We start from the raw sequence: 22,250 nt of genomic DNA, 5'->3' as shown, positions 1-22,250 counted from the left end.
GGTGCCGTTCCCCCAACGAGAAGAAGCAGGGAGAGCATCTCCCTGCCGTACCCAAATTATCGCCCGGGTGGGGGCTTGCCGCAAGACCCCACTGCTGCGGCAGACTGCCCCGAGGGCCGGTTCCGGCCCCGGAACAGGAGCCTCCGATGGAAGAGTGTGCAGTTGCGATTGTCGGCGCGGGGCCGGTCGGGATGGTACTCGCGGCCGAGTTGGCGCTCGCGGGCATCCCCGTGGCGTTACTCGAACGCCGGCCCGACCATATGCTGAAGGGATCGCGCGCGGGTGGCCTGCAGTCGCGCACGATCGAGATGTTCGACCAACGCGGCATCGCCGACCGGATGATCGCCGAGGGCTCTCCCGCCCAGACGCAGCTGTTCGGCGGCACCGTTCTCGATATCAGCGACTTTCCGACGCGGTATCCGTACGGCCTCGGGCTCTGGCAGAACCGCGTCGAGGCGATCCTCGCGGGGTGGCTCGCCCAGCTCGGCGTGACGATCCGGTATGGCAGCGAGGTGATCGGGGTCGAAGCGGTCGCAGGGCGGGCGGAGGCGGAGGGGGCGGCGGCCAGCGAGGCCGCCCCGAACGCCGACCCGCGCGTCACCGTGCATCTCGCCGACGGTTCGCGCCTGCGCGCCGAGTACCTCGTCGGCTGCGACGGAGGGCAGAGTCTGGTGCGTAAGGGCGCGGGCATCGGGTTCGAGGGGTGGGATGCCACGGTCAGCAACATCGTCGCCGAAGTCGAATACACCGACGAACCGGCATGGGGCATGGTGCAGGGCGAGCGCGGCACGCACGGAATCGGCCCCGTCGAGCCGGGACGGTCGACCATCCGCGTCGTCGTCACCGAGAGTGAGCTGCGCCAGGGCGGCGAGCCCACCCTCGACGAGGTGCGCGCGGCGATGCGCGAGGTGTGGGGCACCGACTTTGGCGCACGCTCCGCTACCTGGATCTCGCGCTTCACGGATGCCGCGCGCCAGGCCACGACGTATCGCTCGGGGCGCATCCTGCTCGCCGGCGACGCAGCCCATGTGCACTACCCCGCAGGCGGGCAAGGGCTCAACATAGGCGTGCAGGACGCGATGAACCTCGGCTGGAAGCTCGCGCAGGTGGTGTCGGGCGTGTCGCCCGAGTCGCTGTTCGACACGTATCAGAGCGAGCGTCACCCGGTCGGAGCCGCGGTGCTGCAGGACACTCTGGCGCAGGTGGCGCTCCGCCGGACGGATGCCCGCTCGAAGGCGGTGGCAGCGTCTGTGGCCGATCTGCTGTCGACCGAGGCCGGGCGCAGACGGTTCGGCGCGCGTCTGTCAGGCCTCGGGGTGCACTACAGGTCGGGCGAGGCCGAGGGTGTCGATCATCCACTTCTTGGGCGCCGGATGCCCGATCTCGACCTGCTCCTGGCCGATGGGTCTAGCGTGCGAGTCTTCACCCTCCTGCACGAAGCTCGGCCCCTGCTGATCGACTTCGACGGCGGTTCAGTGGAGTCGTCCGGCCCGTGGCGGGAGCGGGTGCGTCTGGTGTGGGCTCGGGCCAGCGGCGGCTGGGAGCTCCCCGAGCTGGGTGCCGTCGAGCCGCCGACGGCGGTACTGGTGCGCCCCGACGGTTACGTGGCCTGGGTGGGCTGCGGCAGCAGCGCGGGCGTGGTCGAGGCCCTGACGGAGTGGTTCGGAACAGTCTGACCGGTGGTGACGGCGGGGTTGTTCCAGGTGGGGACACGGCGATCCTTGACGATCAGCACCATGAAGACGGACAGCTCGACAACACGCCAGAGCGCACGGAGGAGCTGGTCAGGAATCGGGAGCGGGCGATCGGGCATGGGGGGCATCCTTCCTTGTGCCTCCGATGCTAGGCAGCCCGGCCGCTTCTGTGGCCGCGGCACGGGATGTCGCGGGTGAGGGTTCGGTGAACGGTTGCCGAACCGGCGGGGGTCGCCCAGGTCAGGTTGTGCGCGTCCCCCGCGTCGCCCGCGTCAGATCGACCGGGTCAGGGCGTGGGGCGGGCCACCGCGCGGACGAACTCCGTCGCGACGTCATCGGCGAGCGCATGGTCGATCCGCATCCGAATATTCGCGGAGATCGGCGGGAGTGCGTCCACGCTGAACCAACGGGCATCCGTGTTCTCTTCATCGGCCGGGTGCGGCTCGCCCGAGAGGTACCGCATACGGAACGTGAAATCGAGGTAGTCGGCCTAGTCGCCGTTCGGGTAGGTGACGCGAGGAATGGTGTGCACCCAGGCGAGCCGTTCGGCCACGGCGACGATGCCGGCCTCCTCGAGAGTCTCGCGGGCCGCTGCGTCGGCGGGCTCCTCGCGCGGGTCGATGATTCCGGTGACGGGCGTCCACGCGCCGTTGTCGCTCCGCCTGACGAGCAGGAGCTCCGGCCCCGCCTCCGTCTCGCGGGTCAGAACGGCCGTGGTGCCGATCAGCCAGAGCGGGGCATGGCCGACGGCCTTGCGGAGGTCCAGCACGAAGTCGGGTGTCGCCATGTCGAAAGGCTAGCCGAACATCCGCTGGCCACCCGCCCCGCCCCACTGAAGGTGGAGGCGCGGGCGGGCCGCCAGTGGTGTTGGCAGGCTAGGAGTCCGAGCCGCCCTGCGCCAGCACGGAGACGTCGTTCCACTTCTCCCACGTCTCGATCCGCGAGGCGTAGTCGGCTTTCGCGATGCCGAGCGGGCCGCTGCCGAAGAAGACGCGAAGAGGCGGCTCGTCGGCATCCACGACCTTCAGGATCGCTGCGGCCGAGGCCTCCGGGTCACCGGGCGTTGCGTTACGGGACGTGCGCGCCTCCGCGACCTTCGTGTGGAGTTCGGCGTAGTCGGCGAGAGGGGCGGAAGTCGATGACGACGATCCGGCCCAGTCGGTGGAGAACCCGCCAGGCTCGATCAGGGTGACCTTGATGCCGAAATCGGCGACCTCCTGTGCGAGCGACTGGCTGAAGCCCTCGAGCGCCCACTTGGAGGCGTGGTAGATGCCGACCAGCGGGAACGCGGAGATGCCGCCAATGGACGAGACCTGGATGATGTGGCCGCTCTTCTGCGCGCGGAGGAACGGCAGCGCCGCTTGCGTGATCCAGAGCGCCCCGAAGACGTTTGTCTCGAGCTGTGCGCGAGCTTCGTCTTCGGTGATCTCCTCGACGAATCCGAAGTGACCGTACCCTGCGTTGTTGATGACGACGTCGAGCCGGCCGAACTTCTCATGCGCCGCTGCGACGGCGGCGAAACCTGCCGCACGGTCGGTGACGTCGAGCGAGATCGGCAGGATGTTGTCGCCGTACTTCTCGACGAGATCCTTGAGCGAGTCGGTGTTGCGCGCTGTCGCCGCGACCTTGTCACCGCGCTTGAGGGCAGCCTCAGCCCATTCGTGGCCGAAGCCCCTTGACGTTCCCGTGATGAACCAGACCTTCATTGTGTTCCCTTCAACGTGTTGCCTACCTTCTGCCCAACGCATTCGGAGTGCGAAACCTGCCCGATTGGCTGAACGCCGGGTGGGAAACGGATGATCGCCCGCTCAGCGAGGGGACGGCGTGTGGATGATCGTCAGGACCGGGCGCGCCTCGCGAACCCCTTCACGAGCGAGGCCTGCCCGACGTGTTGCGTGCCGTCGTTCACCACGCTGACGAGCCGCGCGGCGAGGGTGACGGGCGGGTCGAACGAGTCGTCGACAATGCGGGACAGCTCGCCCGGCGTGAGCCCGGCCAGGACCTCGAGCGTTCGGGCGTGAACCGCCTCGACGTAGCCGGTGAGAAGGTCTGCGGTGACGGTGTCGAGCGCTGCGACGTCGGAGGCGCTCTGCCCGTAGCCACTCGCGGAGGCGGGGAAGGGCAGCCCGAACCTCTCGTGCCACCCGGCGCTGGTGTAGACCTCCTCGGTGCCGGCGAGGGCGGCGACCTGGGCATCCTGCCCCCGGCCGATGTGCCAGACGATCCACGCGATCGTGTTGGCCCCCGGGTCGATGCGAGCGGCGAGATCGGTCGGCGTGACGCCGCGGAGCACTCCGTGCACCGAACCGAGCACGCGTGTGAAGGCGTCGGCCAGCACGTCGACCGCGGAGATCCCGTCGGGCTGGTCCGAGCCGGGAGCGGTGCTGTCGGTCACCGGCTCACTCCCCGTCGTGCGCGCGCTGGAGGTCGGCGATGACGATCTTCTGCATCTTCAACATCGCCTGCATCGTGCGGCTGGACTTCTCGGGGTCGGGGTCGCCCAACAACTGCCCGAGGGCCGGGGGCACGATCTGCCAGGACAGCCCGAACCGGTCTTTCAGCCAGCCGCACTGCGACTCGGTGCCGCCGCCGGCGAGGAGCGCCTGCCAGAGGTAGTCGATGCGCTCCTGCGTCTCGGCGGGCACGAAGAACGAGATCGCCTCGGTGAAGTGGAACATCGGGCCCGCGTTCAGGGCCTGGAATTCGAGGCCGTCGAGCACGAAGTTGACACCCATCGCAGTGCCTGCGGGGTAGGGAGACCCTTCGGGGTAGCGCGAGATGCTCGTGATCGACGAGTTGTCGAAGATGGAGACGTAGAACTCTGCCGCCTGTTCGGCCTGGTTGTCGAACCAGAGGAACGGACTGATTGCCTGCATGGGAACTCCTTCGTGACGGTGGCCGGCAGTGGCTCCCCGAACCGACCTTCGCGGTCAGCCTAGCGACCACCCCCGACGTGCCGCGAGGGTTGTCTTGCAGGAGGTGTTCCCGGCCGGGCGGCGACAGGTGCATACCCGTCGCGCCTCACCTGGACGATGGTGGCCACGACGGCGATGGCGGAAAGCAGGGCGAGCAGGATGAGGAAGAACATGGTGCGCCTTTCGTGACGTTTCTCGTGTGGTGTCGAGATTCGTCGCTGAGGTGCCGGGCGCACATCGGGCAGATGCCCTAGTCGGCTGGAGCCAAGCCGTTCAGAGGCGCAGGCTGCGGGCTACGTAGGCGGCCTCGGTGCGGCTCGCGGAGCCGGTCTTCCGCAGGATGTTCGACACGTGCACGCTCGCGGTCTTCACGCTGATAAAGAGCCGGTCGGCTATCTGGCGGTTGGTGAGACCGTGGGCCAGCAGGTCGAGCACCTGCCGCTCCCGCTCCGTCAGGGGCACCTCGAGGGTGAGTTCGGGAGCTGCGGATGACCGGGGCGAGGTGTGCGGCCCGGTACGCGTTCCCACGGCCATCGGGCCGACCCTCCGCTCGAGCTCCACGACGCGGGCGGTCACGAGCACCGCGCCAATCGGTGCCGCCTGCTCGCGGGCGAGCTGCGCCCAACGGCGAGCGGATGCCCTGTCAGCGGCCAGCGCGAACGCCTCCGCCGCGCGCAGGGCCGCGTAGGCGCGGAGGTGCACCGGCACGGACGGTACCTCGCAGGCAGCGGCGGCGAGCATCCACAGCGCTGCGTCTGTTCCGGTTCCGCGGGCGCCGCCGAACTCGGCCTCCACCAGGGCGGCGTAGGGTGCGGCTGTGGGCCAGGTGAGGGAGGCGGCGAGCACGCCGCGGAGCCCTTCTTCGAGCGCGATCGAGGTGTCTGCGGGTGCCACAGCACCCCTGAGGTGCGGCGTCGCCGACACGGCAGCATCCACGCGCAGCAGATCCGCCGGCGCGGCGGCACCCACGCCCAGCGGCGGAACGCCGCCATCCGGAACCGGCACGGTGAGCTGCAACCCCGTCGCCCGCGCGGTTGCGACGACGCGGGCCGCCACCCACACCAACGGCAGGTCGTAGGCGGGGAAGGCCCGATGCCCGGGCTCCAGGAGCACGGCCACCTCCGACCACGCCCGCTCGACCGCACCCACTGCCAGGGCGATCTCGCCGGCGACGATCGCCAGCCCGAGGCGCTGCGCGACGTCGATGCGCAACTGTTGCCGGAGCCCCGGGCGCCACCCCCGCAGCAGCCGTTCCGCTTCGGCGATGTCGCCCGACCACAGGGTGGAATGGAGCTTCAGCCTCTGGACGGGTGCGCGGTAACCGATGGGCGGATCGAGCTCGAGGGCGTGGTCGAGGAGCTCGCCGGCGCGCTCGGTCTGCCCGAGGGCGAAGAGCGACGAGGAGACGCTCAACGTCAGGAACACGCCCGATGTGCGCTCCACGCCGCGGGCGCGGGCGAACTCGGCACCCGCCTCCGCTGTCTCGATCGCCTCCCCGAACCGGCCGATCAACGCGAGCGCGTCTGAGAGGTTCACCGCGTGACGGAGCCGGGCCGAGTCGTTGCCGTGGCTGAGCGCCTCCGAGAGACCCAGATCGGCGAGGCCCTCCTCGACCTGTCCGCGGGCGAAGCGGGAGAATCCGCGGATGTTCAGCGCGACCGACATGCGAGCACCGGAGTCGACCCGTTCGGCCTCCGCGTAGGCCGCATCGGCCGTGTCGACCGCGTCATCGAACAGGGCGTCGAGCATGAGACGAGCTGCGAGCTCGCCCAGCACATTCGCCCGGAGCACGCTCGGCGGGCTGCCCCCGAGCACCTCCAGTGCCTGGCGCAGCAGCTCCACCGAGCCGACCTGGCCGAGGTTCGCGAGGTACGAGGCCTTGTCGCGAAGGAGCCGGGCGAAGACTTCGGGAGAGAGTGACTCACCGGGAACCCCCGTCCGCCTCGCAACGGCTGCAGCGCCCGGCAACCGGCCCAGCCCCTCCTCCACCGCCAGCGCGATCGCGTCGTCGATCAGCGCGACAGCACGGTCGCTCTCGCCCGCATTCCGCAACGAATGCGCGGTGTCCGCGAGGAGTTCCACCCGGGATCGGCCTGCCAGGGCGGCAGGCTCCTCGACCTGGTCCCAGAGTTCCAGCGCGCGTTCGCCCATGCGGGCTGCGCCGAGGAACGCGAAGGCCCTTCTCGCCTCGGCCATGGCAGCGATCGCCGACTCGAAGGCGTTCCGCGAGTTGTGGGCGATCATCCAGTGGTACGACACGACGGAGGAGTCGACACACCAGCCGCCGGCCGGAGTCGCCAGCGCCTCGGCAAATCGGGTGTGGAACCGCACACGCTCGCCGGGTAGCAGCTGGTCGTGGATGGCCTCCCGAACGAGCGCGTGCCGAAACGCGTAGGCGGTGTCGTTCACGACGAGGATGCTCGCCAGCACCCCCTCGTGCGCGGCGGAGTCGATCGCGTCGGGCGATTCGTCGGTGACCGCCTGAAGGAGCTCGTGTTCGATCCGCATGCCGCCAGCCGCGAGCAGGCGCATCAGTTTCTGGGCGGGCGCGGTCAGAGTGTCGTAGCGGGCGAGCAGAATACCGCGGAGCGTCTCCGGAAGCCCGTCGATGCTGAACGACGGACCACAGCCGAAGAGCTCCTCGACGAAGAACGGCACACCGTCAGTGCGTTCGACGACGAGGGAGATCTCCCGACTGTCGGGCGCCCGGCCCCGGATGTTCGTGGCGAGCTGGCGCACCTGCTTGCGCGTGAGCCGCCGGAGTTCGAGCCGGTTGACGCGCGGACTGCGATCGACCTCGGGCATCCACCGGCGCAGGGCGCTGCCTCGGGCCAGCTCATCGCTCCGGAACGTCAGCACGAACAGCAGCGCCGCCTCGTCGAGGAGCCTGATGAGAAAGCCGAGAAGCGACAGGGTGGCCTGGTCGGCCCAGTGCAGGTCCTCGATCACGACGACGAGTGGATGCTCGACCGAGGCCGCCTCGAGAAGCGAGGCCACCGCGCCGAAGAGCCGTTCGGCACTCCCCTGTCCGGCGCTCGCGCCGGGATCCGCGCCTCCGCCGACTGCGGCGGGATCAGGTCCGCCGCCCCCTGCTGCCAGCATCTCCGGAAGCAGCACGGCGAGCGCACGGAATCCCGACCCGGCGAGAGCGGCGAACGTATCGGCTCCCTGTTGTTCCCGCAGCGAACGCAGCACCGCCACCACCGGCGCGTAGGGCGTGGCGTCGATTCCGAGGTCGACGGACTGGCCGCGCACGACGAACGAGGATTGCGGCACGTCGGCCAGGAACTCGGCGATCAGTCGCGTCTTGCCGATGCCGGCCTCACCTCCCACGATGACCACCCGAAAAGCGCCGTCTGCGGCATCGGCATACGCGCTCGCGAGGGCCGCGAGCTCGGACTCGCGGCCGACGAGGGATGCCGGGGTGATGGTCTGCATTCCCCCATCGTGCCACCGGCCGCCGACAGCGTCACGGGGTGACACGGGCGAGGCCGGGCGACCGCTCCGCCGTCACCGGGCGGCGGAGGCGGGCTCGGCGGGGCGGCCAGCGGGGGCGACGCCACCCACCGATGAGCGGCGGAGCGCCATCCGCCGTTCGGCGATGACGCGGGCCGCGTGCAGCCGTCTCGTCGCCCGGCGCCCGGCACCGAGCCCGAGGGCGTGGATCATTCGCTCGAGCACCGAGGGCCCGAGCGGCGCGCCCTGGTCACCGAAGCGTTCACGGGCGAGGCGCCGGAGTTCGAGTTCGCGGGTGAACCGCTGCTCCTCACTGGCCTGGAGGTGGAGGAAGGAGGCTTCGGAGATCTGCATGTGCGGCTTCTTTCGTCGGCGCCGTTCGGGCGCCTCTCGGATCGATGCCCTCACGCTCGCCGCTAAGACCCCCCTCGGGCATCCGCCGTTCGCCCTATCTCCGCCGTAGCCCCCTCTCCCTGCGGCAGTCACCTCCCTCTGGCGCAGCCCTCCGTCGCCACCCGCCGCGCGCGCTCGCCACCCGCCGCGCGCGCTCGCCACGCGCCGCATCCGCGCTCGAGAGGACGCCAAGTGCTCCCATGGACGCGGATTGGTGCACTTAGCGTCCTCTCGATCGCCATTCGGCACGAGCGCACGCGGGCGCGCTCGAGGAGCGTGAGCGAGCCGCGCGTCAGATCGCGCGCGTCAGATCGCGGACAGGCGCGGCACAACGGCCTCCGTCGTGCGGGCGACCCACGCGGCCGGCTCGGGCGAGCTCGGCGCCGTCGTCACGAGTTCGATGCCGATGGCCGCGTACTGCTCCATCGTGGCGAGGAACGTGTCGGGAGCATCCAGAGCGTCAGCGCCCGTGATGAGCGTCTTCTCGATCGCGTCATAGTCGGTGCCGAGCGCGTCGCAGTGCCCGCGCAGCACGTCGAGCTTGTGCGCGACGCCCTCCACGCCGATGTCGAAGATGTTGCAGGCATTGCCGTACTGGGCAACGAGCCGCAGGGTCTTCTTCTCGCCGCTGCCGCCGATCATGATGGGCGGGCCGGGCTTCTGCAGGGGCTGCGGCACGCAGATCGTCTCGGCGAGCTGGTAGTGCGTGCCGTCGTAGGGACCGGTGTTGTCGCTCCACATCTGCTGGCAGATCTGCAGGGTCTCCTCGAGACGTTCGAACCGCTCGCTGATGTCGGGATAGGGCACGCCGAGGCCGAGGTGCTCGCGCTCATACCAGGCGGCACCGATGCCGAGCATCGCGCGACCCTCCGACAGCACGTCGAGGGTGGTGACGATCTTCGCCAGCAGCCCGGGGTGGCGGTAGGTGACTCCGGTGACGAGCAGCCCGAGGCGCATGGTCTTCGTCTTGCCGGCGAGGAACCCGAGCGAGGTGTAGCCCTCGAGCATCGGATCGAAGGATGTCGCCAGGCTCTCCATCTGGAACCAGTGGTCCATCAGGGTGAACAGCGAAACGCCGCCCGCCTCCGCCGCTTCGGCCGTCGCCGCAAGCGTGGGGGCGAGGGCTTCGGGGCCGCCGGGGAGGGTGAAGTTCGCGAAGTGGATACCGAGTCTCATGTTCCGACTCTACGACGTCGCGGAGGGCTCCCCGGTGAATTCTTCGGTGGTGCTGTCGGTCGTGGTTTCGGTGGTTTCGGTAGTTTCGGTGGTTTCGGTGGTTTCGGTGTCGTCTTCAGGCACATCGGCGCTGGGCGGAACCTCGGAGGCATCGGCGCCCGCACCCTCCTCGCCGATCCCGGTCGAGTAGATCTCGTTGCGGGCGCGCGCGCGGTCCTCGCGCTCGAGGCGCAGGCGTTCCTGCTTCTCCTCGCGGGCCTTCAACCACTCCTGGTTGACTTCGACCTTCCGCACGGTGACGCCGCGACGCGCCGGAGCGGTCTGCCGCGCCGCCGCCGAACCTCCGGCACCGGCACCCGAACCCGCGCCGGTCACACTCGTGCCGGTCGACGGCTTGTACCGCTCGGCCGCCGCCGAACCCGCGGAGGAACGGGCGCGGGATGTCGCCGCCGAACCCGATCCGGAGCCTGCGGATGCCCGGGGGGCCGCCACGACGGGAGCCTGGCCCGTGCCCGCGCACCGCTCTCCGTTCTTGTTCTCGTGCTGGATCAGCGTGCCCGAGACCAGGCCGACACCGACGGACTTGCCACAGACGGGACACTTCATTCCCGTGCTTGCTGCCATGACTGTTGTGCCCCTCTGTGCCGCACCGAGTGCCGCGTTCGTGTTGTGAATCCGTGCGAGGGCGCCGCTGTCGCAACCTGTGCGATCGTGAATACGAAACCGCGCCAGTTAGATTGTACGAGCCGTGCGGCACCGAGTGGATCGCCCGGCGCCTGTCGCCTACATGAACGCGAGTCGAAGAAGGGGGTCAAGACACCCGATGCCAGCTCACCCGACCACCGCCGACGCCTGGATCGTCGTGACGGATCCCGCGGGCCGACGGGATCAGGCCCCCGTCGCACGACGGCGCCTGCTCGTCTGGGTCGCCACCGCTGCGGGTGATGGCAGACGTCGTGTCGGAGGCGGGTGCCGAGCTGGCTCTGTCGACGGCGCCGGGCGCCCGCACGCGCTGGCGGCTGCGGATGCCTGAGGTGCTGCAGGCGCCGCCGTCGCACCGGGCGGCGATCCGCTCTGCTGCCCTCGGGCATTCCCCGCTCGACCCGCGCGTGGCGGGCGCGCTCCTGCCGGGTGCGCAGGTCGCGCTGCCAGCGCCGTCTGCGGCGGCTGCGGCTGCGGCTGCGGCTGCGGCGCAGGATGTCGCGGGCTCGGCGCGCACCTCCCCGCTGAGCGCACGCGAGTCCGAGATGCTCGGACTCGTCACCCGCGGACTTTCGAACAAGCAGATCGGCCAGGAGCTCGGCATCGCCGAGCGCACAGTGAAGGCGCACATCGGCAGCATCTTCCGGCACCTCGGTGTCGACGACCGCGCCAGCGCCGCCATGTGGGCCCGCGACCACGACTTCTGACCGGGGCAAGCCACTGTCGCCGGGGCGACGCGTGCTGCATGATCGGAGCATGCGTTACAGCCCGGAGAACCCCGTCACCCCCATGCTCGCCAAGGCCACCCCGACCGTGCCTGGCGCCGACCGCGTCGAGGGTGGCCTCAGCTACGAGCCGAAGTGGGACGGCTTCCGCGCCATCATCTACTTCGACGGAACCGACGTCGAGATCGGTAGCCGCGGCTCGAAGATGCTCACGCGCTACTTTCCGGAGCTGGTCGAGGCATTCCAGACCCTGCTGCCCGGGCCGTGCGTGCTCGACGGCGAGATCGTCGTGCGCTCCGGCGAGCCCGGTCGCGAACGCCTCGACTGGGAGGCACTCAGCCAGCGCATCCATCCGGCGGCCAGCCGCGTCGCGAAACTGTCCGCCGAGACACCGGCGATGTTCGTCGCCTTCGACGTGTTGAGCGTCGGCGCGGGTGACGACTCCGACGATGACAACGTCGACTACGCGATCCGCCCCTTCGGTGAGCGCCGCAGAGCCCTCGAGACGCTGATGGCGGGCCTCGGGCATCCGCTGCACCTCAGCCAGGTCACCACCGACGAGGCCCTCGCCGGGCGCTGGCTGGTCGAGTTCGAAGGGGCCGGGCTCGACGGCGTCGTCGCAAAACCGCTCGCCGCAGCCTACGCGCCCGGCAAACGCATCATGCTGAAGGCCAAGCACCACCGTGAGGCCGATGTCGTGGTGCTCGGATACCGGATGCACGCCAGCGGCCGGGGCGTCGGATCCCTGCTGCTCGGCCTCTACAACTCAGGCGGCGACCTGCAGAATGTCGGCGGTGCTTCCGCCTTCAGCGACGCCCGCCGCCTGGAACTCATCGACGAGCTGGAACCCTACGTCGAGCGGGACGCCGACGGCGAGATGGTGCGCGGCGAGACCGAACGCAGCCGCTTCTCGGGATCGAAGGACGTCTCGTTCGTGCGCCTCCGCGCCGAACTCGTCGTCGAGGTTCGCTACGACCAGATGGAGGGCCAGCGTTTTCGGCACACCGTGCAGTTCGACCGCTGGAGGCCCGACCGCGAGGCGCGCTCGTGCACCTACGAGCAGCTCGAGCGCCCGATCGCCTACGACCTCTCCGAGGTGCTGGTCTGAGGCCGACCGCAGACGTGTCGCGCGGACGCGGCGCACTGGCCCTCGGGGTCAGCCTGCGGATTCCGCCAACTCGATAATCCACGGCGGTGTGACCTTGCCACGCTTCACATCGGCCGTCCTGCGGGCGCGGGCGGCAGCAATCCGCGTGCCGCGGCTCACACCGACACGAGCGTCGGTCGCGCCCGCCGCCTGCGATTCTGCCACGCTCGAGAGCCTCCGCACCGAGGCAGAGGTCGACGTCGCTCTGTCGTCATTCGTCATCGTGGGCCTCCGATCTCGTTTTCACCCCATTATCACCCATCTGTGACGGATTGTCAGCAACCACCGATTGGTTCTCGCTGAGAAAAGGGGCGGTTGCGGCCGCGATGACATCCCCCTCGTGCTCGCCAGCCCACTCACTGTTACCCAGCGCGTCGAGGACATTCAGACCAATCTGGGCTGTGAAATCGTCCCGGTCTGTCACCTGATTCAGCGCCCACTCCGCACGGCTCCACCACTGGGCCTTTCGTTCGGCTCGTTCCTTCTGACGCCGATCCTTCCGAGCCGTCGTGAACGCGATGACCGCAGCGACCACGGCGGCCGAGCCCGCGAATCCCGGGGATCGGATCCATTCCCAGGCGCTGTTCACGAAGTCTTCCACGGTCATCCCGGCAGCGTAGCCGCGTAGAGACGAGCAGGACAGAGATTCATTGACACATTTTCACATGAAAATCGCGATATTCAGCCCCCTGTGCCAGCGCGGGAGGGGCGAGTTTGCCGGGCGGTAACGCAGCCGTAACACCGGTGGCCTAGTTTCGGGGTGCACCGAAAGGCTCACATGACAGAACCCGCACGCCCGTTCACGATCGCCGTGTTCTGTGGATCCAGCACCGGCAACGACCCCGTCTACCTCGAAGCCGCACACACCGTCGGCCGGACGCTCGCCGAGCAGGGCATCGGCGTGGTGTACGGCGGTGGACATGTGGGGCTCATGGGCGCGGTCGCTGACGCTGCGCTCGAGGCGGGCGGGCAGGTCACGGGGGTGATTCCGCGGGCGCTGCACGAGCGGGAGATCATCCACGACACCGTCAGCCAACTCTTCATCGTCGACTCGATGCACGAGCGCAAACTGATGATGGCCGAGCTCTCCGACGCATTCCTCGCGCTGCCCGGCGGCCCCGGAACGCTCGAGGAGATCACCGAGCAGTGGACCTGGGCCCAGCTCGGCATCCACGAGAAGCCCTGCGGCTTCCTGAACGTGTCCGGCTACTACGACCCGCTGGTCGTGCTGGTGGAGTCGATGCGCGATCGCGGATTCACGCACCCGCGGTACACCGGGATGCTGCAGTTCTCCGACTCGATCGACGAGCTCGTGGCGTCGTTCCGGAGCTACCAGCCGCCCGCCCGAGTGGCGGTCTCCCCCGGCAGCGAGATGAGCAACCTCTTGCCCGTGCAGCCCTGATCTCCGGATGTCGCGGGCTCGGCCCCGAAGGGACGCATATCGCTCTGCCCGCGTAGGGTTGGAGCGATATGGGTCACTTCGGGGCCCGAATCAGCGGCCGAGCAGTGCCGGCAGCGCCCTGGGGAACCCCAGGGCTAGTACCAGTTCACCGACTGCGAGTGCGACCAGGCCGAGCAGGGCGTTCCGTACGAACCCTTGATGTAGGCCAGGCCCCACTTGATCTGCGTGGTGGCGTTGGTCTTCCAGTCGTCGGCGATCGTCGCCATCTTACTTCCGGGCAGGGCCTGCGGGATGCCCGTGGCGCCACTGGACGCGTTGTAGGCCTGGTACGACCATCCGGATTCCTTCGACCAGAGCGACACGAGGCAGGAGAACTGGCTGTCGCCCCAGCCGTATTCGCTGGAGGCAAGGCTCGCGGCGGTGGCCTTGGCGCCCGAGACGGTGTTGCCGTCGGCGAGCGCCTGGGCTGCAGCTGCGGCAGCGGCGGCGGCATCCGCCTCGGCCTTCGCAGCGGCTGCGGCGGCGGCCTCGGCAGCAACCCGGTCGGCCTCGGCGGTGGCTGCGGCGATGGTGTCGGCCTGCGAGACCGTCTGCGTCGTGAGCGCCGTCACCGTCTGGATGTCGAGCTCGGAATAGTTGTTGAGCGTCGCGATCGAGGCGATGAGCGGAGTCGCGTCGACCTTCGTCTGCGCCTGGTCGACAACGGTGTTCGCCTTCGACAGGGCGTTCTGGGCGTCGGCGTCGATCTTCGACTGCTCGACCCGCGCCACGACATCGGTCTGGGTGCGGGCGGTGGATGCAGCGGCCTCGGCAGCGGCCTGGTTCGCCGACACGGTCGACTGCACGACGAAACCCGAGCCGACCAGGAGGCCGGTGGCGACGATCGCGCCGGAGAGGAGCACCTTGCGGCTCCGGAACCGCTTGCCGGGCTTCCGGAGCGAGCGACGGGTGGGGAATGCGGGACCGGATGATCCGGGTACTGCTGTTTCGGGTGTTGCCGATTCGGGTGTTGCCGATTCGGACACGGGTGAAGCGGATGATTCGGGCTGCATGACTTCCAATGGTCGGCCGACCGGTGTCGCCTCGCGTTGGGGCACACGGGCATCCGTTGAGTGTCGGCCGCTCGGGCGCAACAGGCTCCGCACCAGCCGGGGTAAGCGGCCTCACGCGGACAGGATGTCAGTCGGATTCGTAGGCGAGACGCAGGGGGGTCATCTCACCGAACGCCCGCGACCTGGGGTTGTCAGCCGGGCGAAGCAGCAAAAATACGTCGACTTCCTGAACAAATGCCTATAGAGCGCACGAAATCCCGCTCAGAAACGCTATTCGGTCTTCTTCGCGCGGCTCGGCTGCACGCGTGGCGGCTCCCCTGGCATCTTCGGATAGTCGGGCGGAAACGGCAGTTCGCCGAACCCTGCAGCGACGTCCCGATCCCACCAGGCGAGCAGGATGTCGATGGTCGCCGGATGCTCGTGCATCCGTTCCCACGGGTCGCCGGTCATCCGGAGCCGCTCGGGCACCGTACCGATCGTGAACGCCTTCGGGTCGGCCGATTCGAGTTCGGTCCACTGAAGCGGTGTCGACACGGGCGCATGGGCGAGAGCGCGGGGGCTGTAGGCACCGGCCATGGTGCGGTCGCGGTTCGCCTGGTTGAAGTCGACGAAGATGCGGGTGCCGCGCTCCTCCTTCCACCAGGCGGTGGTGACCTTCTGGGGCATCCGCCGTTCGAGTTCACGGGCCGCCGCGATGACGGCATGCCGCACCTCGAGGAACTCGTGCGTCGGCTCGATGGGCGCGAAGACGTGCAGGCCACGGTTACCGGAGGTCTTCACGAACGCCTCGAGGCCGGCCTCTTCGAGCACCTTCCGCAGCTCGATCGCGGCGGGTATCGCGTCGTCGAAGTCGGTTCCCGGCTGCGGGTCGAGGTCGATTCGCAACTGGTCGGGAAAGTCGCTGGTCTCGGCTCGCGACGCCCAGGGGTGGAACACCACCGTGTTCATCTGCACGGCCCAGACCGCGGCCGCCGGTTCGTCGATGACGAGCTGCGGATGCGTGCGCGCACTGGGGTAGACCACCATCACCGAGCGCACAAACGCCGGCGCGCCCTTCGGTGGGTTCTTCGAGAAGAACTGCTCGCCGTCGATGCCCTCGGGGAAGCGCTGGAGCGACACCGGACGGTCGCCGTTCGCCCGCACGAACGCCTCACCGACCTCGATCATGTAGTTCGCGAGGTCGAGCTTCGTGATGCCGGGCCCGGGCCAGAGCACACGGCCCGGGCTCGAGAGACGCACCTGTCTCGCCTCACCGTCGCCGACACCGGGTACATCGAGCATCACCGCTTCGCTTGCCATGGTTCCACGGTAGTGGTGGTGGTCCGTCGAGACACGGATTGGTGATCGATGTTCATTCTGTGATATGGTTCTGGCTGCTCGCTTGACCGCCCTGCGGAAGCTCGAGCACGGGGCATGAAGACATCTTCTCGACCGGCGCCACACCAGGCATTTGCTAAGGCAGCATGCGGTGAGGCCCTCGGGATGTCCACCTTCCTGCCGGTACGACCCCGCCGAGGTTCACCTCGAAAACTTTTGTGATTCACTGCACGGTGAAGAGCGTCGCTGATTCTTTGACAACTCGCGGCCTTCTTCGAAATGCGTCGATCGGGATTTTCGATGAGCCAAGCGATTTCCTGTCCGGGCTGACGTGGCAGGGAATCGCAGCGTGGACGCACGCCCGCACCCGGCACCCCGGCACCCGTAACTCAGGCCAGAGGCCACTTCACGTCGGAATGTGCGCTGACGGCCGGCTGTGCCTGAAATGCGCACGTCATTACGCTGCGTAGAGGCGTTCTGCCCGCTCGGTGAGCAGGCCGCGTGCGACCGCTACGGCGAGTACACGCTCCAGTCGTACTCGGATGCCTGCCGTCAGGCGGGCGAGTCCGAAGGCCTGGCCGGTCTCCCGCGCGAGGTCGGCGTGGCTGACGCCGAATCGGCGGCGGGCGATCGCCTGCATGGCGTTGCTGAGCTCGACCAGCAAAATGACTTCGACGGCGCGCCCGGCAACCCGGCCGGACCTCTGCCAGTGCGAATGGATGCCCGGGGACTCTCCCTCGAGGCACCGGAAGCCCTCCTCTCCCCGCACGATGCCGGGCAGCTCGAGCGCGAGCAGATCCCCCGAGCGGCGGGCGACCACCTGCTGCAGGCCGAACGAGGCACCCCAGTGCTGCACGAGACGCTCCGGCGAGACGGGGCCCTCGATCTGGATGATCTCGGCCGCCGCGAAGGTCAGCTGCGCCCGCGTCGCCGGATCGTGCAGCCGGTCGAGGTCGACGGGCTGGCCGCGACGGCTCGGCGTGTACGCACGCCTCTCGGGAACGTCGGCCCAAACGTCGGCGGCTCGGCCGCCGTCACAGACGCGGCCGCCGTATCCGGCAGTCGTGGCCGCACGTGCTTCGACGGGAGCCGCCTCCGGGGCACCCTGCGAATCGCTCGGCCCCGCGGCATCCTGAGTCGCTGCACCCTGCACCGCAGCATCCTGCCCCGCTGCACCCTGCCCCGCAGCTTCCCGGGCCGCACGCACAAGGCGTTCGACCTCGGCGTCGCGGTCGCGCAACCAGGTCGGCAACCAGACCCGCTCGACGGCCGGCCAGCCCATGCGTGTCGTCAGCAGCTCGGCGGGCAGGGCATCCCGGTCGCCGGCCGTCAGGCGCGAACGCCAAGCCAGCCCGCCGAGCAGGATGCCGCCGCGATCGTTCTTCGCGAACGCGATGGAGAACAGGATGACGTCCCGTTCACTACCGAGCCTACTGGGGATCCGCTACCGCCTCAGGCCACCGGGCCGAGCGCCGCGACGCAACCGTCGCCAACACCTCCGCCGCAGCCACACCGGCCAACGCCCCCGCCGCCGCCACCCCCTGTGGCGTGCGCGCCTGTTTGGCGCATCGGCTCCTGTTCGAGCTGGCGCGGATGCGCCGAACTTGCGCCGAAGGCGGCGTGGTGGTCGGCGGGAGGGTCAGACGGCGCCGACGTACTCGGAGAGGTGGATGCCCGTGAGCGTCGACTTCGCGGCCACCAGCTCGGCGGGGGTGCCCTCGAACACCACGAGCCCGCCGTCGTGCCCCGCACCCGGACCGATGTCGATGATCCAGTCGGCGTGGGCCATCACCGCTTGGTGGTGTTCGATCACGATCACCGACTTGCCGGAATCGACGAGCCGGTCGAGCAGCCCGAGAAGCTGCTCCACGTCGGCGAGGTGCAGCCCGGAGGTGGGCTCGTCGAGCACGTAGATGCCGCCCTTCTCCGCCGTGTGGATCGCCAGCTTCAACCGCTGCCGTTCCCCGCCCGACAGGGTCGTGAGCGGCTGCCCGAGGCTCAGGTAGCCGAGCCCGACATCATTCAGCCGTCGGAGGATCGCGTGCGCCGCCTTCGCCGCAGCACCGGCCCCGGCCTTCGCCGCGTCAGCGGCTCCCGCACCGACCCAGGCCCCGTCACCCACGCCCGAACCATCCACCGCACCCACCATCGCGCCACCCCGGGTCCCGCCACTCGCGCGAGCGCTGGCCCCGGCCTCAGCACCGGCGCCGCCACCCGCACTGGCCCCCACACCCGCCGTGGCCCCGGCACCCACTCCCACCCTTCCGAAGAACGCCGCCGCCTCGGCCACCGACATCGCCAGCACCTCCGCGATGTTCGACCCGCCCAGCCGGTACTCGAGCACCTGCGCATGGAACCGCGCTCCCCCGCACTCCTCGCAGACCGTCGCCACCCCGGCCATCATCGCCAGGTCGGTATAGATCACCCCCGCGCCGTTGCAGTTCGGGCAGGCGCCGGTGGAGTTCGCGCTGAACAGCGCCGGTTTCACCCCGTTCACCTTGGCGAATGCCGTGCGGATCGGGTCGAGCAGACCCGTGTAGGTCGCCGGGTTGCTGCGCCGCGAACCCCGGATCGGCGCCTGGTCGACCGACACCACATCCGCGCCCCGCGGAATCGACCCGTGGATCAGCGAGCTCTTACCCGACCCCGCAACCCCCGTCACCACCGTCAGAATACCGAGGGGAACATCCACATCGACGTTCCGGAGGTTGTGCCGCGTCGCACCCCGGATCTGGAGCACCTTCCGCGAGACGCGAGGAGAGGCCTTCAGCCGCGTGCGGTCGCCGAGGTGCCGCCCGGTCAGGGTGTCGGATGCCCGCAGCTGCGTCACCGTGCCCGTGAAGCAGATCTCCCCGCCGTTCGTGCCGGCCCCCGGCCCCAGGTCGATCACGTGGTCGGCGATCCCGATCGTCTCCGGTTTGTGCTCGACGACCAGCACCGTATTGCCCTTGTCGCGAAGGCGCAGCAGCAGCCCGTTCATCCGCTGGATGTCGTGCGGGTGAAGCCCCACGGTCGGCTCGTCGAAGACGTACGTCACGTCGGTCAGGCTGGAGCCCAGGTGCCTCACCATCTTCACCCGCTGGGCCTCCCCACCCGACAGGGATCCGCTGGTGCGGTCGAGGCTCAGGTAGCCGAGCCCGATCTCGACGAACGAGTCGAGGGTCTGGCTGAGCGTCTCGATGATCGGCGCGACGGATGCGCCGGTGATACCCCGCGCGAACACGCTCAGGTCGCTGATCTGCATCGCCGTGCAGTCCGCAATGCTCTGCCCGTCGATCGTGGAGGCGAGCACCTCCGACTTCAGGCGCGAGCCGTGGCACTCGGGGCAGGTTGTGAACGTGACGGCCCTCTCGATGAAGGCGCGGATGTGCGGCTGCACGGAGTCCCGGTCTTTCGACAGCATCGACCGTTGCACCTTCGGCACGAGACCCTCGTAAGTCATGTTCGTGTTGACGATCTTGACCTTCGTCGCAGGCTTGTAGAGGAAGTCGTCGAGCTCCTGCGGCGTGAAGTCGGCGACCCTCTTCGCCCCGTCGACGAAGCCCGACTCGGTGTAGATGCGCACGTACCAGCCGTCGGCCGTGTACCCGGGCACCTTGATGGCGCCATCCTGCAGCGACAGGGACCGGTCGACGAGCTCGTCGACGTCGATGTCGTTCACCTCGCCGAGCCCCTCGCAGCGCGGGCACATGCCCTCGGCGCTGTTGAAACCGTAGTGGAACGACGGCCCCACGTGCGGCTCGGCCAGGCGGCTGAAGAGGATGCGCAGCATCGCATTCGCGTCGGTCGCCGTGCCGACGGTCGATCGTGAGTTCGCCCCCATCCGCTCCTGGTCGACGATGATCGCGGCGCTGAGACCGGTCAGTCCGTCGACGTCGGGCCGTGCGAGGCTCGACATGAAGCTCTGCACGAACGCCGGATACGTCTCATTGATGAGCCGCTGCGACTCGGCGGCGATAGTGCCGAACACGAGCGAGCTCTTGCCCGATCCGGAGACCCCGGTGAAGACCGTCAGCCGTCGCTTCGGAATGTCGACCGAAACGTCTTTGAGGTTGTTCTCGCGCGCACCGAACACCCGGATGAGGTCGTGGCTGTCGGCTGCGTGGCGGGTATCGGTCATGGCACCGATGCTAGCGAAGGCTTCCGACATTCGCTCATGTCATTGGAGGCGGAGGCTACGGTGCGAGTGGTGGCAGCGCCGCGAAGACCAGCGACGCCGCCGACCTGCCGGTCTTCACCAGCACCATCAGCTCGTCGGTCAGGCGGGCCCGCGAGAGCGACACCGTGCCCCGGTAGCGCCCCGGTTCCGCTGGGTCGGCCCGCAGGATGTGCCCGTCGGCCCACACGCGGGTGGTGGATGCCCGGGCCGGGCCCTCGCCGTCACCGACGCGCACGTCGACCTCCCACGACCGGTCGCGCGCCTCGACGGAGACGATGGTCAGCGTCGACGTCATCGCCGCCGAAGCGGCCTCGCCCCGAGCATCAACCCCGCCCCGCGCGTCGCCCGGGACATCCACATCGATCTGGTTGCTCGGCAGGGTCGGCGTCAGGAACGCGGGCTGCCGCCGCAGCGTCGCCTGCTCGTACGCCGACGCAGAGTCGAGCAGCCGGTCGTCGCTGTAGGCGGCACCCGCGAAAGTGAGGCCGACGGGCATCTGGATGTCGCCCATGAACCCCATCGGAACAGTCACGGTCGGGATGCCGAGGTGCCGCAGCACGCGGTTGCCGTTCGAATACACGACGCCATTCCGCGACGCCGCCTCGAGGCTCTCCGGACGGCTGAACAGATCGACCCGGCCGACATCTCCGGCGGCGGGGAAGACCACGAGGTCGAGCCCCTGGGCGAGCATCCACTCCTCGAAGTCGACCGTGCGGGCCTGCTCGAGGCCACGCAGCAGGTGCGCGAGGCCCGGCACCTCGTCGAAGGTCGCGGGCAGGCCCTGCTTCACCAGTTCGGCGAGACGCTGCCAATCGAAGCCGCCGCGCGCCCGGGTGATCCAGACCGGAACAGGGGCGTCCGCGAGGGGGAACACCGTGTCACCGTCGACGTCCGCCCAGCTCGAGAGGTGCGGGTCGGCGTTGTCGCGCAGGAACGCGTCGAGCGCCATCGCCGTGATCGGCCCGCCCTCGAGCGCCCGCCAGTTCTGCGGCACCAGGCCGCGCGCTGCAAGACCCTCGGCCTCGGGGCGGTCCTCCTCGTAGTTCGACACCACCGGAAAATCGACCTCGACCACCTCGGCACCGAGCGCCCGCAGGTCGTCGGCTGCCCGGTCCCAGAGCGCCCGCACGCTCGGCCGGATGACCGGCGGGTCGATGGGCGCGGCATCCTCACCGATATAGAGGCGCGGCACACCGATCCGCAGGCCGTCGAGCCGCGAGGGGCGGGGCCTCGACACCGGATGCGGCAGCACCTCTTCGGGTGCCGGCAGCTCCACCGCGCTCTGCTGTCGCCAGAAGTCGCCCGAGCGATCCGGATCCCCGACAGCGAGCACATCGAGCAGCAGCAGCAGGTCGGCGACCGTGCGGGTGTGCGGAACCACCACGTCGCAGGTCGGCCTGAGCGGCCAGTTGCCGCGGATCGACAGCACCCCGCGCGAGGGCGTGTACGCCACCAGCGAGTTGTTCGAGGCCGGCGCGCGCCCCGATGACACCGTCTCCTCGGCCATGCCGAAGGCGCAGAAACTGGCCGCGGTCGCTGTACCCGATCCGTTCGAGGAACCCGATCCATAGGCCGCCGTGAGGTACTGCGGGTGGTACGGGCTCCGTGCGTAGTCGTAGAGCCCCGGCTGCATGCCGCCCGCGGCCATCGGGGGCATGTTCGTCTTGCCGAGAAGCACCGCCCCGGCCGCACGCAGCTGGGCCACGGATGCCGCGTCGTCGGTCGCCACCAGCTCGGCGAGCGCGGGGCTGCCGGATGCCACGGTCAGGCCCTTCACCTTGTAGCTGTCCTTCACGGTGAACGGGATGCCCTCCAGCGCACCCACCGGCTGGCCTGCGGCGCGGCGGGCGTCCGAGGCTGCCGCCTGCTCGAGGCAGGTCGGGTCGAGCACCGCGATCGCGTGCAGGCACAGCCCCGTGCGGTCGTAGTAGGCGATGCGGTTGAGGTACGCGCACACGAGCTCGACGCTCGTCACCCGGCCCTCGTCGAGCGCCGCCTTCATCTCGCTGATGCTGAGTTCGACCACATCGATCCGCTGCACGTCGCCCGCCTTTCGTCACCCCCATCCTCCCAGCCCGGGAACCAAGAAAGGGCCGCCCCGGAGGGCGGCCC

22 protein-coding genes are annotated in these 22,250 nt (G+C 69.3%); 4 read left to right on the top strand and 18 right to left on the bottom strand.

What is annotated here, in order from left to right; all coding sequences use genetic code 11:
- Positions 1 to 146: 146 nt before the first annotated feature.
- Positions 147 to 1,676, top strand: a complete 1,530-nt coding sequence (locus B7R22_RS06515; RefSeq protein WP_116410963.1) for an FAD-dependent monooxygenase — start codon at positions 147 to 149, stop codon at positions 1,674 to 1,676.
- On the opposite strand, the gene B7R22_RS06510 is transcribed toward B7R22_RS06515, so the two are convergent.
- The 11 genes from B7R22_RS06510 to B7R22_RS06470 all read right to left on the bottom strand — a co-directional run bounded on the left by B7R22_RS06510 (position 1,601) and on the right by B7R22_RS06470 (position 10,258).
- Positions 1,601 to 1,813: a hypothetical protein gene (locus tag B7R22_RS06510; protein WP_116410962.1), complete on the bottom strand. Its 213-nt coding sequence runs from the start codon at positions 1,811 to 1,813 to the stop codon at positions 1,601 to 1,603. The genes B7R22_RS06515 and B7R22_RS06510 overlap by 76 nt on opposite strands.
- 167 nt (positions 1,814 to 1,980) lie before the next feature.
- Entirely contained in the window at positions 1,981 to 2,157 is a 177-nt protein-coding gene (locus B7R22_RS20200; RefSeq protein ID WP_367379182.1) for a hypothetical protein, read from the bottom strand.
- A 27-nt stretch (positions 2,158 to 2,184) separates the two neighbouring features.
- Positions 2,185 to 2,481 (bottom strand): NUDIX domain-containing protein, encoded by a 297-nt coding sequence (locus tag B7R22_RS20195; RefSeq protein ID WP_367379181.1) that lies wholly within the window; start codon positions 2,479 to 2,481, stop codon positions 2,185 to 2,187.
- An 88-nt stretch (positions 2,482 to 2,569) separates the two neighbouring features.
- Positions 2,570 to 3,400 (bottom strand): SDR family oxidoreductase, encoded by an 831-nt coding sequence (locus B7R22_RS06500; protein WP_216363407.1) that lies wholly within the window; start codon positions 3,398 to 3,400, stop codon positions 2,570 to 2,572.
- A gap of 131 nt (positions 3,401 to 3,531) precedes the next feature.
- Positions 3,532 to 4,089 carry a mycothiol transferase gene (locus B7R22_RS06495; protein WP_253258920.1) on the bottom strand — a complete coding sequence of 186 codons (558 nt, stop codon included), beginning with the start codon at positions 4,087 to 4,089 and terminating at the stop codon, positions 3,532 to 3,534.
- Between the two features lie 4 nt (positions 4,090 to 4,093).
- Positions 4,094 to 4,570 carry a VOC family protein gene (locus B7R22_RS06490; RefSeq protein WP_116410960.1) on the bottom strand — a complete coding sequence of 159 codons (477 nt, stop codon included), beginning with the start codon at positions 4,568 to 4,570 and terminating at the stop codon, positions 4,094 to 4,096.
- Positions 4,571 to 4,629: 59 nt separating this feature from the next.
- Positions 4,630 to 4,782 carry a hypothetical protein gene (locus tag B7R22_RS19150; protein WP_172582245.1) on the bottom strand — a complete coding sequence of 51 codons (153 nt, stop codon included), beginning with the start codon at positions 4,780 to 4,782 and terminating at the stop codon, positions 4,630 to 4,632.
- Between the two features lie 100 nt (positions 4,783 to 4,882).
- On the bottom strand, positions 4,883 to 8,047 hold the full coding sequence (locus B7R22_RS06485; RefSeq protein WP_116410959.1) for a helix-turn-helix transcriptional regulator: 3,165 nt from the start codon (positions 8,045 to 8,047) through the stop codon (positions 4,883 to 4,885).
- A gap of 72 nt (positions 8,048 to 8,119) precedes the next feature.
- Positions 8,120 to 8,419 carry a hypothetical protein gene (locus B7R22_RS06480; RefSeq protein ID WP_116410958.1) on the bottom strand — a complete coding sequence of 100 codons (300 nt, stop codon included), beginning with the start codon at positions 8,417 to 8,419 and terminating at the stop codon, positions 8,120 to 8,122.
- A gap of 345 nt (positions 8,420 to 8,764) precedes the next feature.
- Positions 8,765 to 9,634, bottom strand: a complete 870-nt coding sequence (locus tag B7R22_RS06475) for an LLM class F420-dependent oxidoreductase (protein WP_116410957.1) — start codon at positions 9,632 to 9,634, stop codon at positions 8,765 to 8,767.
- A gap of 9 nt (positions 9,635 to 9,643) precedes the next feature.
- Positions 9,644 to 10,258, bottom strand: a complete 615-nt coding sequence (locus B7R22_RS06470) for a hypothetical protein (RefSeq protein ID WP_147305320.1) — start codon at positions 10,256 to 10,258, stop codon at positions 9,644 to 9,646.
- 320 nt (positions 10,259 to 10,578) lie between these two features.
- Between B7R22_RS06470 and B7R22_RS06465 the strand changes: the two genes are divergently transcribed.
- Together B7R22_RS06465 and B7R22_RS06460 are read left to right on the top strand one after the other, a co-directional pair.
- On the top strand, positions 10,579 to 11,043 hold the full coding sequence (locus tag B7R22_RS06465) for a helix-turn-helix transcriptional regulator (RefSeq protein WP_116410955.1): 465 nt from the start codon (positions 10,579 to 10,581) through the stop codon (positions 11,041 to 11,043).
- 49 nt (positions 11,044 to 11,092) lie between these two features.
- Positions 11,093 to 12,169 carry an ATP-dependent DNA ligase gene (locus B7R22_RS06460; protein WP_116410954.1) on the top strand — a complete coding sequence of 359 codons (1,077 nt, stop codon included), beginning with the start codon at positions 11,093 to 11,095 and terminating at the stop codon, positions 12,167 to 12,169.
- A 48-nt stretch (positions 12,170 to 12,217) separates the two neighbouring features.
- Here B7R22_RS06460 and B7R22_RS06455 read toward each other — a convergent pair whose 3' ends face one another.
- Together B7R22_RS06455 and B7R22_RS06450 are read right to left on the bottom strand one after the other, a co-directional pair.
- Positions 12,218 to 12,430 (bottom strand): hypothetical protein, encoded by a 213-nt coding sequence (locus B7R22_RS06455; RefSeq protein ID WP_116410953.1) that lies wholly within the window; start codon positions 12,428 to 12,430, stop codon positions 12,218 to 12,220.
- Positions 12,420 to 12,815, bottom strand: a complete 396-nt coding sequence (locus tag B7R22_RS06450; RefSeq protein WP_116410952.1) for a hypothetical protein — start codon at positions 12,813 to 12,815, stop codon at positions 12,420 to 12,422. Before B7R22_RS06450 ends, B7R22_RS06455 begins: the two co-directional genes overlap by 11 nt.
- A 171-nt stretch (positions 12,816 to 12,986) precedes the next feature.
- Between B7R22_RS06450 and B7R22_RS06445 the strand changes: the two genes are divergently transcribed.
- Positions 12,987 to 13,610 (top strand): TIGR00730 family Rossman fold protein, encoded by a 624-nt coding sequence (locus tag B7R22_RS06445; protein WP_116410951.1) that lies wholly within the window; start codon positions 12,987 to 12,989, stop codon positions 13,608 to 13,610.
- A gap of 134 nt (positions 13,611 to 13,744) precedes the next feature.
- On the opposite strand, the gene B7R22_RS19460 is transcribed toward B7R22_RS06445, so the two are convergent.
- The 5 genes from B7R22_RS19460 to B7R22_RS06415 all read right to left on the bottom strand — a co-directional run bounded on the left by B7R22_RS19460 (position 13,745) and on the right by B7R22_RS06415 (position 22,179).
- The gene (locus B7R22_RS19460) at positions 13,745 to 14,635 is read right to left on the bottom strand and encodes a hypothetical protein (RefSeq protein ID WP_216363406.1); all 891 of its coding nucleotides are present in this window, start codon (positions 14,633 to 14,635) and stop codon (positions 13,745 to 13,747) included.
- 297 nt (positions 14,636 to 14,932) lie between these two features.
- The gene (gene ligD / locus B7R22_RS06435) at positions 14,933 to 15,961 is read right to left on the bottom strand and encodes a non-homologous end-joining DNA ligase (RefSeq protein WP_172582244.1); all 1,029 of its coding nucleotides are present in this window, start codon (positions 15,959 to 15,961) and stop codon (positions 14,933 to 14,935) included.
- 475 nt (positions 15,962 to 16,436) lie between these two features.
- Positions 16,437 to 17,261 carry a DUF3320 domain-containing protein gene (locus tag B7R22_RS06430; protein ID WP_116410950.1) on the bottom strand — a complete coding sequence of 275 codons (825 nt, stop codon included), beginning with the start codon at positions 17,259 to 17,261 and terminating at the stop codon, positions 16,437 to 16,439.
- 357 nt (positions 17,262 to 17,618) lie between these two features.
- Positions 17,619 to 20,099, bottom strand: coding sequence for an ATP-binding cassette domain-containing protein (locus tag B7R22_RS06420; RefSeq protein WP_253258919.1), 2,481 nt, complete (start codon positions 20,097 to 20,099; stop codon positions 17,619 to 17,621).
- Positions 20,100 to 20,154: 55 nt separating this feature from the next.
- Entirely contained in the window at positions 20,155 to 22,179 is a 2,025-nt protein-coding gene (locus B7R22_RS06415) for an amidase (protein ID WP_116410949.1), read from the bottom strand.
- Positions 22,180 to 22,250: the final 71 nt, after the last annotated feature.

The sequence above is a fragment of the Subtercola boreus genome, from assembly GCF_003399635.1.
Taxonomy (GTDB): domain Bacteria; phylum Actinomycetota; class Actinomycetes; order Actinomycetales; family Microbacteriaceae; genus Subtercola; species Subtercola boreus_B.
This window is presented reverse-complemented; position numbering and strand designations above follow the sequence as displayed.

What these genes read in the sequence shown, in the direction of transcription:
- B7R22_RS06515 (WP_116410963.1), top strand. Translation starts at nt 147, where the DNA reads ATGGAAGAGTGTGCAGTTGCGATTGTCGGCGCGGGGCCGGTCGGGATG.
- B7R22_RS06510 (WP_116410962.1), bottom strand. Translation starts at nt 1,813, where the DNA reads ATGCCCGATCGCCCGCTCCCGATTCCTGACCAGCTCCTCCGTGCGCTC.
- B7R22_RS20200 (WP_367379182.1), bottom strand. Translation starts at nt 2,157, where the DNA reads ATGCGGTACCTCTCGGGCGAGCCGCACCCGGCCGATGAAGAGAACACG.
- B7R22_RS20195 (WP_367379181.1), bottom strand. Translation starts at nt 2,481, where the DNA reads ATGGCGACACCCGACTTCGTGCTGGACCTCCGCAAGGCCGTCGGCCAT.
- B7R22_RS06500 (WP_216363407.1), bottom strand. Translation starts at nt 3,400, where the DNA reads ATGAAGGTCTGGTTCATCACGGGAACGTCAAGGGGCTTCGGCCACGAA.
- B7R22_RS06490 (WP_116410960.1), bottom strand. Translation starts at nt 4,570, where the DNA reads ATGCAGGCAATCAGTCCGTTCCTCTGGTTCGACAACCAGGCCGAACAG.
- B7R22_RS19150 (WP_172582245.1), bottom strand. Translation starts at nt 4,782, where the DNA reads ATGTTCTTCCTCATCCTGCTCGCCCTGCTTTCCGCCATCGCCGTCGTG.
- B7R22_RS06485 (WP_116410959.1), bottom strand. Translation starts at nt 8,047, where the DNA reads ATGCAGACCATCACCCCGGCATCCCTCGTCGGCCGCGAGTCCGAGCTC.
- B7R22_RS06480 (WP_116410958.1), bottom strand. Translation starts at nt 8,419, where the DNA reads ATGCAGATCTCCGAAGCCTCCTTCCTCCACCTCCAGGCCAGTGAGGAG.
- B7R22_RS06475 (WP_116410957.1), bottom strand. Translation starts at nt 9,634, where the DNA reads ATGAGACTCGGTATCCACTTCGCGAACTTCACCCTCCCCGGCGGCCCC.
- B7R22_RS06470 (WP_147305320.1), bottom strand. Translation starts at nt 10,258, where the DNA reads ATGGCAGCAAGCACGGGAATGAAGTGTCCCGTCTGTGGCAAGTCCGTC.
- B7R22_RS06465 (WP_116410955.1), top strand. Translation starts at nt 10,579, where the DNA reads ATGGCAGACGTCGTGTCGGAGGCGGGTGCCGAGCTGGCTCTGTCGACG.
- B7R22_RS06460 (WP_116410954.1), top strand. Translation starts at nt 11,093, where the DNA reads ATGCGTTACAGCCCGGAGAACCCCGTCACCCCCATGCTCGCCAAGGCC.
- B7R22_RS06455 (WP_116410953.1), bottom strand. Translation starts at nt 12,430, where the DNA reads ATGACGAATGACGACAGAGCGACGTCGACCTCTGCCTCGGTGCGGAGG.
- B7R22_RS06450 (WP_116410952.1), bottom strand. Translation starts at nt 12,815, where the DNA reads ATGACCGTGGAAGACTTCGTGAACAGCGCCTGGGAATGGATCCGATCC.
- B7R22_RS06445 (WP_116410951.1), top strand. Translation starts at nt 12,987, where the DNA reads ATGACAGAACCCGCACGCCCGTTCACGATCGCCGTGTTCTGTGGATCC.
- ligD (WP_172582244.1), bottom strand. Translation starts at nt 15,961, where the DNA reads ATGGCAAGCGAAGCGGTGATGCTCGATGTACCCGGTGTCGGCGACGGT.
- B7R22_RS06430 (WP_116410950.1), bottom strand. Translation starts at nt 17,261, where the DNA reads ATGGGCTGGCCGGCCGTCGAGCGGGTCTGGTTGCCGACCTGGTTGCGC.
- B7R22_RS06420 (WP_253258919.1), bottom strand. Translation starts at nt 20,099, where the DNA reads ATGACCGATACCCGCCACGCAGCCGACAGCCACGACCTCATCCGGGTG.